This window comes from Sphingopyxis sp. TUF1, assembly GCF_036687315.1.
Classification (GTDB): domain Bacteria; phylum Pseudomonadota; class Alphaproteobacteria; order Sphingomonadales; family Sphingomonadaceae; genus Sphingopyxis; species Sphingopyxis kveilinensis.
Genome location: NZ_CP144683.1, coordinates 34823 through 47216 on the forward strand (window position 1 = coordinate 34823; position 12394 = coordinate 47216).

Consider the following 12394-nt stretch of genomic DNA (forward strand, 5'->3'; position numbering starts at 1 on the left):
CGAAGGTCAGCAGAGGGCGCGGCCTGTCAGGCGATACGCGGCAGTTCGTTGAACTGGTGGAACGGCGGCGGGCTCGACAGCGTCCATTCGAGCGTCGTCGCACCCTCGCCCCACGGATTGTCGGCCGCCTTCTTGCCCGCGACCAGCGAGTAGATGATATTCACGAAGAAGATCAGCACGCCCACGCCCATGATGACATAGCCATAGGACGAGATGAGGTGCCAGAAGGCATAGGCGTCGGGATAGTCCGGATAACGGCGCGGCATCCCCTGCTGCCCCAGGAAATGCTGGGGGAAGAACAGGACGTTCACGCCGATGAAGAAGATCCAGAAGTGCAGCTGGCCCAGGACTTCGCTGTACATCCGGCCCGACATTTTCGGGAACCAGTAATAGAAACCGGCGAAGAGCGAGAAGACCGCCCCGAGCGACAGCACATAGTGGAAGTGCGCAACGACATAATAGGTGTCGTGCAGCGCCGTATCGACACCACCGTTCGCGAGAACGACACCCGTGACGCCGCCGACAGTGAACATGAAGATGAAGCCGAGCGACCAGACCATCGGGGTCTTGAAGCTCATCGATCCGCCCCACATCGTCGCGATCCAGCTGAAAATTTTGATGCCCGTGGGAACCGCGATCACCATCGTCGCCGCGGTGAAATACATCTTCAGGTTCACGCTCATGCCGACCGTGAACATGTGGTGCGCCCATACGATGAAGCCGACGACACCGATCGCGACCATGGCGTAAGCCATGCCGAGATAGCCGAACACCGGCTTGCGGCTGAAGGTCGAGATGATCTGGCTGACGATGCCGAAGCCCGGCAGGATCATGATATAGACTTCGGGGTGGCCGAAGAACCAGAACAGATGCTGGTAAAGCACGGGATCGCCGCCGCCTGCCGCATCATAGAAGGTGGTACCGAAATTGCGGTCGGTCAGCAGCATGGTGATCGCCGCAGCGAGCACGGGCAGCGCGAGCAGCAGCAGGAAGGCGGTGACGAGCACCGACCACACGAACAGCGGCATCTTGTGCAGCGTCATGCCCGGGGCGCGCATGTTGAAGATGGTGGTAATGAAGTTGATCGCACCGAGGATCGACGCCGCGCCGGCAAGGTGGAGCGAGAAGATCGCCATGTCGACCGCGGGTCCAGCCGAGCCGCTCGTCGACAGCGGCGCATACACCGTCCAGCCGGTGCCGGCACCCAGGCCACTGCCGCCCGGCACGAACATCGACCCGACGAGCATAATGAAAGCGACGGCGGTGAGCCAGAAGCTGACGTTGTTCATGCGCGGGAACGCCATGTCGGGGGCGCCGATCATCAACGGCACGAACCAGTTGCCAAAGCCGCCGATCATCGCCGGCATCACCATGAAGAACACCATGATCAGACCGTGCGCGGTGATCATCACGTTCCAGAAGTGCTTGGCCTGCACCTCGCTCGCCGAAGCGTCGAAGAATTGCGCCCAGCCGGTCAAATGCTGGATGCCGGGCTCCGCCAGTTCCCAGCGCATCATGCCTGACAGCACACCGCCGACGATCCCCGCGACGATCGCGAAGATCAGGTAGAGCGTGCCGATGTCCTTGTGGTTCGTCGACATGAACCAGCGGACGAAAAAGCCGGGCGTGTCGTGATCGTCGTGCGCATGATCGGCATGGCCGTGCGCGGGTGCAGTCGCTGCAATATCGGTCATCTGTCGGACCCCTTGTTAATTCTTGGCGGCCGGGATGGCGGCGGGAGCCGCTGCCGGCGCTGATTCGGTCGTGGCGGCAGGCGTTGCGGCCGGTGCCGGCGCCGCAGCGGCGGTCTCGTCCACCGGGCCATTCGGATTGCCACCCTTCGAGCGGACCCATGCTTCCCACTTATCCACCGGCAGCACTTCGACCGCGATCGGCATATAGCCGTGATCGACGCCGCACAGTTCCGAACATTGGCCGTAATAAACGCCGACCTTGTTCGCGGTGAAGGTCGTTTCGTTGGCGCGGCCGGGGACGGCGTCCATCTTGGTCCAGAAGGCGGGAACGGCAAAGCTGTGGATCACGTCCGCGCCGGTGATGATGAGCTTAACCTGGCGGCCAACGGGAACGACCATGCGGTTATCGACCGCCAGCTGGTGCGGCTCGCCCGCGGCGTCGGCTTGTTCCTTGCTCAACATCTTCGACACATATTCCCCGATGCCCTGATCGGGATAGGCATAGCCCCAATACCATTGGTATCCGGTGACCTTGATCGTCAGTGCGTCGGCCTTCGGCGGTTCATATTGCGCTGCCAGCAGCCGGATCGACGGCACCGCGATCACCGCGAGAATCAGCACCGGGATCGCGGTCCAGATGATTTCGATGAAAGTGTTATGCGTCGTCTTCGACGGCACCGGGTTCGCCTTGGCGCGGTAGCGCACGATCACCCAAAGCAGCAGACCAAGAACGAAGAGCGAGATGATCGTGATGATGGGCAGCAGCATCACATGGTTGAACCAATAGGCTTGCTCGCCTATCGGGCTGACCTGCGGCTGGAAGTCGATGCCGCGGTCGATCGGCTGGCCGACACCCGGGGTCGGCTTCATCGGCACGTAGGTCGCATCACCCGCGGGCGCAGCAGCGTCGGCGGTAGCCGGCGCGGCGGTGGGCGTCGCAGCAGGGGCTGCGACCGGAGCGGTCGCAGGCGCGGGATTCGCGGCGACCGTGGCCGCAGGCGCTTCCGCCGGAGCCGTTGCGGCGGTCTGTGCCTGTCCGGCGCCGACTGCGCCAAGCGACAAGGCTGCCGCAATTAACACCTTGATTACAGGGGTTTTCAAGCTCTTCATAAGGATAATGCCGCCCGTTGCCTGTTGTTCTTATGATCCGCCAGCCCACCCTTCCTTGCTGCCGAACATGCGTCCGCGCAGCCATCGGACAGGCTGAATCTCGCGGGCGCTATAGACCCGCTTGCCGCTTGCCTCAAGCATCTCTAACACTATTTTGCGGTCGGCAAATCTGCGCCGCCAAAACCCGGTCGCCCGCCGCGGGCGACGCTATGGACAAAAGACCGACCTTTCATGACCGACGATGAAATCCTGGCCGAATTTCGTGCCGCCGACGCCCTGCTCCAGGGCCACTTCCTTCTCTCCTCCGGCCGCCACAGCGAATATTATCTGCAGTGCGCGCGCGTGCTGATGGACACGAACCGCGCCGGACGCCTCGCCGCTGCGCTCGCCGCCAAGCTGCCGCGAGAACTGCGACAGTCGATCGACCTGGTCGTCTCGCCCGCGATGGGCGGCGTCATCATCGGGCATGAAATGGGCCGCGCGCTTGGCAAGCCCGCAATCTTCGTCGAACGCCCGACCGGCACTTTCGAGCTGCGCCGCGGCTTTACGATCGATCCGGGTTCGAAAGTTCTGATGGTCGAGGATGTGGTGACGACGGGCCTGTCCTCGCGCGAAGCGATGGAAGCGGTGCGCGCCGCGGGCGGCGAAGTGGTCGCCGAAGCGGCGCTCGTCGATCGCTCGGGGGGTAGCAACATCGACCTCGGTGTGCCCTTCTATCCGCTCGTCGCGATCAACTTTCCGACTTACGCCGCCGACGACCTGCCCCCCGAACTCGCGGGCACTGAGGCGATCAAGCCCGGTAGCCGGAGCGTCGCGGCTTGACCGCCGCGCCTTCCGCGCAGCGCCTGCGGCTCGGCGTCAATATCGACCATGTCGCGACGATCCGCAACGCGCGCGGCGGCGAGCATCCCGATCCGGTGCGCGCCGCCGAAATCGTTGCGGCGGTCGGCGGCGACGGCATCACCGCGCATCTGCGCGAGGACCGGCGCCATATCCGCGACGACGATCTCGCGCGCATTCAGGCGGCGACCGACCTGCCGCTCAATCTGGAAATGGCGGCGACCGACGAGATGGTCGAAATTGCGCTACGCCACAGTCCGCACGCGGCATGCATCGTTCCTGAAAAGCGCGAGGAGCGCACGACCGAGGGCGGGCTCGATGCGGCGGGCCAGCATAATCACCTTGCGCCTATCGTCGCGCGTCTGGCCGACGCGGGCATCCGTGTCAGCCTGTTCATCGAACCCGATCCGCGCCAGATCGAGGCGGCGATGCGCCTCCGCGCGCCCGTGGTCGAATTTCACACCGGCCGCTACGCGCATGTCGAAGGCGAGGCACGCGCCGCCGAACTACGCCGCCTCGCGGATGCCGCCGCGCTCGCGTGGAAGAACGGCATCGAACCGCACGCCGGCCATGGCCTCACCTATGAGAATGTCGTCCCCGTCGCCGCGATCCCGCAGCTCGCCGAGCTCAACATCGGCCATTATCTGATCGGCGAAGCGATCTTTACCGGGCTGGAAGATGCGGTGCGACGGATGCGGGCGCTGATGGACGAGGCACGGGGATGAAGAGTTTCGCCATTGCGAGCGAAGCGAAGCAATCTCCAGCCTTCGGGATTGCGCAACGACGATGGCTGGAGATTGCCGCGTCGCCTTCGGCTCCTCGCAATGACGACCCGAGGGATTTGGCGTGATCATCGGCCTCGGCTCCGATCTCTGCAATATCGAGCGCATCCAGAATTCGCTCGACCGTTTCGGTGAGCGGTTCGAGAATCGCGTCTTCACCGACGTCGAACGCGCCAAGGCCGCCCGCCGCCCCTTCACCCGCGCCGGCACCTATGCCAAGCGGTTCGCCGCGAAGGAGGCTTTCTCGAAAGCCGTCGGCACCGGCTTCAAGCGCGGCGTGTTCATGAAGGACATCGGCGTCGTCAACGCCCCTTCGGGCGCGCCGACGCTGGCGCTGACCGGGGGCGCAGCCGAGCGGCTCGCGCAGATGGTCCCGCCAGGTCATACCGCGCATATTCACCTGACATTGACCGACGACCACCCCTGGGCGCAGGCGTTCGTCATCATCGAAGCAATCAAGGACTGACGGACTAATGGCGAAGGACAAGACAAGGGATGACGGCGGCTGGGGCAAGCTGATCCGCGACATTGCGGTCATCCTGCTACTCGTGCTCGGCATCCACAGCTGTGTCGCCAAGCCCTTCTACATCCCATCCGATTCGATGATGCCGATCCTGCGCAACGGCGACCGGCTGATCGTCAGCAAATATCCCTATGGCTGGTCCTATGCCTCGGTCAGTTTTCATCTTGCTCCCAAGCGCGCGGGCCGCCTGTTCGGAAAGCTGCCCGAGCGAGGCGACATCGTCGTGCTCGAACATCCGGTGACGCGCGTCGATTATATCAAGCGCGTGATCGGCCTGCCCGGCGATACGATCCAGCTGGTGAACGGCGAACTCAGCATCAACGGGAAGCCGGTGAAGCGCGAGGTTCAACCGATGCTGGCGATCCCCGTCGATCCCAACACCCCTGGCCCCGATTCCAGCCTGTTCCGTTTCGTGACCCGCGGCGCCGACGGCAAGGAGACGCTTGAGATCCCGATCGTCCGCGAAACCCTGCCCGGCGGCGCCAGTTTCGACACGATCGACATGGGCCCCGGCTATGCGACCGACGATTATGGACCGTATGTCGTGCCCGCGGGCCATCTGTTCCTGATGGGCGACAACCGCGACGGCAGCGCCGACAGCCGCGTCGCTGCCGAGCTGAAAGGCCTGGGCGGCGCGGTGCCGTTCGATGCCATTGCCGGGCGCGCGGAGATCATCAGCTTTTCTACCGACGGGACTGCCATATGGTATAACCCGCTGAGCTGGTTCACCGCGCTGCGTTCGGGACGCGCGGGAACCGACCTTCGGCCCGTGCGTCCAAGCGAATAGCGCAGCAGGAAGGCATCGGGATGGCGGAGGAGAGCAAGGCAAGCCAGATACGCCACTCCGCGGCCTATGACGCGACCAGCGAAGCCCCCGGCCCCACCGAAATTCGCAGCCAGCTCGTCCGCACCGAATTGCTGAAAGCGGGCGCATGGCTGGGTCTCGCGCTGCTGATCGGCTTGTGCATCATCCTCATTCAGCCGATCCTGCTGATCTTTGCCGGCATTGTGCTGGCGTCGATGCTCGACGGCGGCACGCGCCTGCTCGGCCGCGTGCTGCCGATTGCGCGCGGCTGGCGGCTGCTGATCATCTGCCTGACGCTACTCGCCTTTCTTGCGTGGACGATTTTGTTTGCCGGATCGCAAATCGCCAGTCAGGCGGCGACGCTGCAAAGCGTGATCATGGTGCAGATCGAACGCATTGCCGCGTGGGCGAGCGATCATGGCATGGGCAACTTCCAGCTCGACACCAAGACGATCACCGACAATATCGCCGGCACCGTCGGCCGTGTCACTGCCGCGGTCGGCACCGTCCTCGGCGCGCTGACCAGCCTCGTGATGATCGTCGTCCTCGGCATCTTCATCGCGATCGAACCGCGGCTTTACGAACGCGGCGTCGCGTGGATGCTGCCGATGAAGGCGCGCGAGAATTTCTATATTACCACCGCGCGCATGGGCTTCACACTTCGCCGCCTGATGGCGGGGCGACTGCTTGGCATGTTTGTCGAAGGCATCGGAACGTGGCTCGCCTGCCTCGCGGTCGGCATTCCCATGGCCGCGCTGATGGGGCTGCTCACGGGCCTGCTCGCCTTCATCCCCAATATCGGCGCGATCCTATCGGGCGTGCTGCTCGTCCTCGTCGGCTTTTCGGCGGGGACCGACACGGGGCTGTGGGCAATTGCCATTTATCTGATCGTCCAGACTGTCGACGGCTATCTGATCGTGCCGATGGTGGCGAAAAAGACCGTCGATCTGGCGCCCGCGCTCGTGCTCGGCGCTCAGATTTTGTTCGGCGCGCTGCTTGGCCTGATGGGCCTGTTCCTTGCCGATCCGATCGTCGCGATGATCAAAGTCGCGCTGGAGCGCGAGGCCGAGCGCAATGCGGGGGCGGCGGACGGAAAAGCTGTGGCGAATTGATATCACGTCGCCCCCGCGAAGGCGGGGCCGCTGGCAAACCTTGCGCTATGCCGGTTGCGCCCCCCGCTTTCGCGGGGGCGACGGTTATCAGGGTTGCGGCGCGCCCGATTGCGGCGCCCCGGGCGCAGGTGCGCCACCGGGACCGCCCTGCATCTGTTGCTGCTGCATCTGTTGCATTTGCTGCATCTGCTGCTGCATCGCGCGAACCTCGGCCTCCGAACGGAAATCGAGCAGGGTGACGGTGAAGTGCAGCGTGCTATTCGCCGGTATCGGCCCGACCGCGCGGTCGCCATAACCAAGCTGCGGCGGGATGGTGATCTTGTATTCGCCGCCCTTCTGCATCCGCGTCAGCGCGTCCGAAAAGCCGGGAACGACCTGCGCAACCTGCATCGGCGCCTGTTCATTGGCGTCGAAGACGGTGCCGTCGGCAAGCTTGCCTTCATATTTGACGAGCACGACGTCGGCCTTGGTCGGGCTGGGGCCGCTGCCTTCCTTGACGACTTCGAAGCCGATGCGCGGCGTCATATGCCATGCGAAGGCAGCACCAGCCACGATCAGCGCGATCACGCCCAGCCACATCAGCCACAGTCCGCCCTTGTTCACCGGGCGCAATGGAACCGTCGTCACGCTCATCTCAGCTGATCCTTCCGCACGCGCCGTCGGCGCAAACTGTCGGCGAGGCCTATAGGCGGAGCGGTGTCGCACGGTCCAGAGGCAAATGCGCAAGGCTGGCACCATTCCCCCTTGCCCTCCCCCATGCGGCGCGCCACGATGGCTCAATCATACAGGGGAGATTCCATGCGCAAATTCGGATTGGTCGCGGCCGCGACGCTCGCGTTGCTCGGTACGGCGGCGCACGCCAAGACCACCATCGTCTATGCCGGCCGCGTCATCACCGATGCAGGCAAGGCCGCACAAGGCCCCTCGACGATCACTATCACCGACGATCGCATCACAGCGATTGCGCCGGGCCGCACCGAGCCGCCGGCGGGGGCCGAGGTCGTCGACCTTGGCGACAAGACGCTGCTCCCCGGTCTCATCGACCTGCACGTTCATCTGACGGGCGATCCCGGCGGCGACTATCGCAGCGAAGCGGTCGATCCCGCCGAGTGGGGCGTCGTTGTCGGCGCAAAGAACGCCGCGCTGACGCTCCGCGCGGGCTTTACGACGGTGCGCGAGGCGGGATCGGGGCAATATAGCGCCTATGCGCTGCGCCGCGGCACTGCCGAAGGCTTTATCGAGGGGCCGCGGATCGTCGCCGCGGGCCCGGCGCTCTCGATCATAGGCGGGCATGGCGACGTGACGGGCTTCCGCGAGGATGTGCACGATGTGCTCGATCAGGGGTACACGTGCACCGGCCCGCTCGAATGCGCCGAGAAAGTGCGCAAGGCGTCGCGCGCGGGCGCCGACGTCATCAAGATCACCGCCACCGGCGGCGTCCTGTCGCAGCAGGCGCGCGGGCTGGAGGGCCATTTCACCAGCGCCGAACTGCAAAGCATTACCGACACCGCGCATTCGCTGGGGCTGAAAGTGATGGCGCACGCGCACGGCGCGGGCGGGATCACCGCGTCGGCCGCGGCGGGGATCGACAGCATCGAACATGGCACCTTTGCCGACGATGCGACGCTGAAGGTGATGAAGGCGAAGGGGACATATCTCGTTCCCACGCTGATGGCGTTCGAAGGCATTCGCGAGAGGCTTGGCAAAGGCATTTATACGCCCACGGTCGAGGACAAGGTGCGCATGACGCTGAACGATGTCGGCAAGGCGGTGACGCGCGCCAAGGCGCTGGGCGTACCCGTCGCTTTCGGCACCGACGCGGGCGTGTTCGAACATGGCCGCAACGGGCAGGAGTTCGCGCTGCTCGTCAAATATGGGCTGACCCCGGCAGAGGCGCTGGCAAGCGCGACCACCGTGGCGGCGAAGCTTTTGTCGATGGAGAACGAGATCGGCCGCATCGCGCCGGGCATGTCCGCCGACATGATCGCGGTGGCCGGCGATCCGCTCAGCGACGCCCGCGCGCTCGAAAAGGTCGACTGGGTGATGGTGCGCGGACGAATCGCCGATTGAGGCCGTTCGCCGCGCGGCACCTTGCCGCGTTCGCCTTTTGTCCCTAGCGTGCGGGCATGGCGCCCGATCCGCTCTCCCTGCCCGCGATCCATGCGAGCCATGTCGGCATCTGGATCGCCGATGCAAAAGGGCGCGTGCAGCGCGTCGGACGCGGCGAGGCGATCGCGGCGGTCGCGGCGACGCCGCACCTGCTGCTCAACGCGACGCTGACAGGCGACCGGCTGGGCTATCCCGAATTGTCGGGGCTCGACCTGCTCGAGCTGTTCGCCTTTCTATATCCGGCGCGCTTTACGGTGCCGACGCCTGCGGGCATCGCCACCGCCCTAGGTTTGGCGGCGCCGGGGAGCGAGGAAGAAATCGCGTCATTCCTGCCGAGCGCGACTGCCGCGATGTTGGCGAGCCTCGACGACCGCGACTGGCCCGAGCGCGAAGGCGCGTGGCACGCGATTCAGGCGCTGACACGCCAGCGCTGGCCGTGGGCGCCGCTGATCCAGCCGCGACTGCCGCAGCCAAAGAGTGATGAGCGCTGGCTCTTCGCGCGCCTTCCAGAATGGGAAGAAACATCGCCGCGCCCCGCCCCGCGGCAGACGACGATCGCCGAGGCCGACGTCACGGCGCGGCTCGACCGGCTGACCGGCGACGGCGCCGAACGGCGGCCGGGGCAGCAGGATTATGCGCGCGCCGCCGCCGCGATCTTTGCCCCGCGCGAACGCAAGGATGCGCCGCAGATGCTCGTTGCCGAGGCGGGAACGGGAATCGGCAAGACGCTGGGCTATCTCGCGCCCGCGAAGCAATGGATCGACCAGTCGGCCGGCAGCGTCTGCATCTCGACCTATACCAAGGCGCTGCAACGCCAATTGGCGCGCGAGACCGAAAAACTCTACCCCGACCTCCAAACGCACCGCGAAAAGGTCGTCGTGCGCAAGGGGCGGGAAAACTACCTCTGCCTGCTCAATCTCGAGGATGCGTTGCAGGGCGGCTTTACGGGGCGGGCGGCGATCTTGGCGCAGCTCGTCGCGCGCTGGGCCGCCTATAGCCGCGACGGCGACATGGTCGGGGGCGACCTTCCCGGCTGGCTTCCCGCGCTGTTCCGCCGCAACGGCACGACGGCGATGACCGACCGGCGCGGCGAGTGCATCTATGCGGGCTGTCCGCATTTCCGCAAATGCTTCATCGAGCGCTCGGCGCGCGCAGCGACGCAGGCCGACATCGTGATCGCCAACCATGCGCTGACGATGGTGCAAGCGGCGCGGCCGCGCGAGGGTGCGGGCGCAGCGCCAAGCCGCCTGATCTTCGACGAAGGCCATCACCTGTGGGATGCGGCCGATTCGATGTTCGCCGCGGCGCTGACGGGGCAGGAAGCGGTCGAGATCCGCCGCTGGGTGCTGGGGCCGGAGGGCAAGTCGCGCGGGCGGCGGCGCGGGCTCGCGGCGCGGCTCGCCGATGTCGCGAGCTATGACGAAGCGGGCGACCGCGCGATCCAGGCGGCGATCACGGCCGCCGCCGAACTGCCCGGCGACGGCTGGCTCGCCCGCCTTTCCGAAAATGCGCCATGGGGGGCGATCGAGCGGCTGCTCGTCGCCGCGCGCGCAATGGTCTACGCGCGGGCCGTCGATACACGCACCGCGGACGCGGGCTATGGCCTTGAAACCGAGCTCGCCGATCCCGACCCCGAACTCGTTGCTGCTGCGGCAAGCGCGAGCGACGCGATCGAGGCGCTCCTGCGCCCGCTGATGGCGCTCGGCAAACGGCTCGAGGCGCTTATCGAAGACCCGCCCGACTGGCTCGACGGTCAGGCGCGCGCCCGCGTCGACGGCGCGCGGCACAGCCTTGGCACGCGAATCGACACGCTGGGCGGCTGGCTGTCGCTGCTCGGTCGTGTCGGCGGCCCGGCGGACCCCGATTTCGTCGACTGGCTCGCGGTCGATCGCTACGACGGGCGCGAGTTCGATTGCGGGTTGCACCGCCACTGGCTCGACCCCGCGCGGCCGATCGCCGACATCGTTTTCCGCCCCGCGCACGGCGTGCTTGTCACTTCGGCGACCTTGCGCAGTGGCGGTCACGGCAGTGCCGGCTGGACCGAGGCCGACATTCGCACCGGCGCGCGCCATATGGACGGCGGCGCTCGCCATTTCGCGGTGCCCAGCCCGTTCGACTACGCCCGGCAGGCCGAGGTGCTGGTCGTCACCGACATCGCGCGCGGCGACCTGCCCGCGCTCGCGGGCGCCTACAGCCGCCTGATCGAAGCGTCGGGCGGCGGCGCGCTGGGGCTATTCAGCGCGATCCGGCGGCTGCGAATCGTCCATGCGCGCATCGCCGACCGGCTCGCGCGCGCCGGGCTTCCGCTCTTTGCCCAGCATGTCGATCCGCTCGACACCGGCACGCTCATCGACATTTTCCGCGCCGATCCCCACACCTCGCTGCTCGGCACCGATGCGCTGCGCGACGGCGTCGATGTGCCCGGCGATTCGCTACGGCTCGTGGTGATGGAAGGGGTGCCCTGGCCGCGCCCGACGATCCTGCACGCGGCGCGGCGCGCGGCGCAGGGCGGCAGCGCCTATGACGACATGGTCATCCGCGGCCGTATCGCGCAGGCGTTCGGCCGCCTGATCCGCCGCACCGACGATTTCGGCCAGTTCGTGATGCTGTCGCCCGGCGTCCCGTCGCGGCTGCTCAGCGCCTTTCCCGCAGGCACGCCGATCCGGCGCCTGCCGCTCGACGAGGCGGTGAATCATGTCGCCGCAGCCAATGTCGAACGAAGAAAAAGCGCGTTTCGCGCCTTTTCACCGTCATAAGTTTGCGGCACAAGGCGCGCGAACGAGGGGACAGGCGCGGCGACGCGGGGAGATATTTTGAAGACTTTGACCATTTTGCGCCACGCCAAATCGGGTTGGGACGTTCAGGTCGAGCGCGATTTCGACCGCCCGATCAACAAGCGCGGCCGCCGCGGCGCCGAAATCATCGGCCAGTGGCTGAAGCGGCAGAGACTGCCCGTCGACCGCATCATCGCCTCGCCCGCGGTGCGCGTCACCGAAACGCTCGACATCTTTCAGCCCGCCGCCGGACTCGAAAGCATCGAGCCGCACTGGGACCGCCGCATCTATCTCGCGTCCGCCGCGACGCTGATCGACGTGATCCGGGATACCGGTCGCGATGCTGAAAATCTGTTGATTTCCGGACATAATCCCGGCCTTGAAGATCTGATTTTGATGCTCGTCCCCGAATCTGCGGACGACGAACTGCGCGCGAAGGTCGAAGAAAAGCTCCCGACCTCGGCGCTCGCGCGGCTCGAACTCGACATTGCCGACTGGCACGACCTCGACACCGGAATGGCACGCTTCGCCACCTTCATTCGCCCCCGCGACCTCGACCCCGCGCTCGCGCCCGCGATGGACGAGGATTGATCGGCGGCGCTTGAGTTGGCCCGCAAATAGCGCTTGACCTGGAGCGCGCTCCAG

11 protein-coding genes are annotated in these 12394 nt (G+C 65.9%); 8 read left to right on the forward strand and 3 right to left on the reverse strand.

Going from position 1 to position 12394, the window contains the following annotated elements; all coding sequences use genetic code 11:
* Positions 1-26: 26 nt before the first annotated feature.
* Entirely contained in the window at positions 27-1694 is a 1668-nt protein-coding gene (ctaD, locus tag VSX77_RS00205; RefSeq protein ID WP_338425669.1) for a cytochrome c oxidase subunit I, read from the reverse strand.
* Between the two features lie 15 nt (positions 1695-1709).
* Positions 1710-2804, reverse strand: coding sequence for a cytochrome c oxidase subunit II (gene coxB, locus VSX77_RS00210; RefSeq protein ID WP_338425661.1), 1095 nt, complete (start codon positions 2802-2804; stop codon positions 1710-1712).
* Between the two features lie 231 nt (positions 2805-3035).
* Between coxB and pyrE the strand changes: the two genes are divergently transcribed.
* The 5 genes from pyrE (at position 3036) to VSX77_RS00235 (ending at position 6866) form a co-directional block, all read left to right on the forward strand.
* The gene (gene pyrE, locus VSX77_RS00215; RefSeq protein ID WP_338425670.1) at positions 3036-3626 is read left to right on the forward strand and encodes an orotate phosphoribosyltransferase; all 591 of its coding nucleotides are present in this window, start codon (positions 3036-3038) and stop codon (positions 3624-3626) included.
* The gene (locus tag VSX77_RS00220; protein WP_338425671.1) at positions 3623-4369 is read left to right on the forward strand and encodes a pyridoxine 5'-phosphate synthase; all 747 of its coding nucleotides are present in this window, start codon (positions 3623-3625) and stop codon (positions 4367-4369) included. The genes pyrE and VSX77_RS00220 overlap by 4 nt, the downstream gene beginning before the upstream one ends.
* A gap of 121 nt (positions 4370-4490) precedes the next feature.
* The gene (acpS, locus tag VSX77_RS00225; protein WP_338425672.1) at positions 4491-4892 is read left to right on the forward strand and encodes a holo-ACP synthase; all 402 of its coding nucleotides are present in this window, start codon (positions 4491-4493) and stop codon (positions 4890-4892) included.
* A 7-nt stretch (positions 4893-4899) separates the two neighbouring features.
* Complete coding sequence (gene lepB, locus VSX77_RS00230) at positions 4900-5736, forward strand: signal peptidase I (RefSeq protein ID WP_338425673.1); 837 nt, start codon at positions 4900-4902, stop codon at positions 5734-5736.
* Positions 5737-5756: 20 nt separating this feature from the next.
* On the forward strand, positions 5757-6866 hold the full coding sequence (locus tag VSX77_RS00235) for an AI-2E family transporter (RefSeq protein WP_338425674.1): 1110 nt from the start codon (positions 5757-5759) through the stop codon (positions 6864-6866).
* An 87-nt stretch (positions 6867-6953) separates the two neighbouring features.
* On the opposite strand, the gene VSX77_RS00240 is transcribed toward VSX77_RS00235, so the two are convergent.
* Positions 6954-7499, reverse strand: a complete 546-nt coding sequence (locus VSX77_RS00240) for an FKBP-type peptidyl-prolyl cis-trans isomerase (RefSeq protein ID WP_338425675.1) — start codon at positions 7497-7499, stop codon at positions 6954-6956.
* 165 nt (positions 7500-7664) lie between these two features.
* On the opposite strand from VSX77_RS00240, the gene VSX77_RS00245 reads away from it, so the two are divergent.
* Genes VSX77_RS00245 through VSX77_RS00255 form a run of 3 tightly spaced genes read left to right on the forward strand, consistent with a single transcriptional unit; the run spans position 7665 to position 12340 of the window.
* Positions 7665-8936, forward strand: a complete 1272-nt coding sequence (locus VSX77_RS00245) for a metal-dependent hydrolase family protein (protein WP_338425676.1) — start codon at positions 7665-7667, stop codon at positions 8934-8936.
* 56 nt (positions 8937-8992) lie between these two features.
* Complete coding sequence (locus VSX77_RS00250) at positions 8993-11731, forward strand: ATP-dependent DNA helicase (RefSeq protein ID WP_338425677.1); 2739 nt, start codon at positions 8993-8995, stop codon at positions 11729-11731.
* A 57-nt stretch (positions 11732-11788) separates the two neighbouring features.
* Positions 11789-12340, forward strand: coding sequence for a SixA phosphatase family protein (locus tag VSX77_RS00255; RefSeq protein ID WP_338425678.1), 552 nt, complete (start codon positions 11789-11791; stop codon positions 12338-12340).
* Positions 12341-12394: the final 54 nt, after the last annotated feature.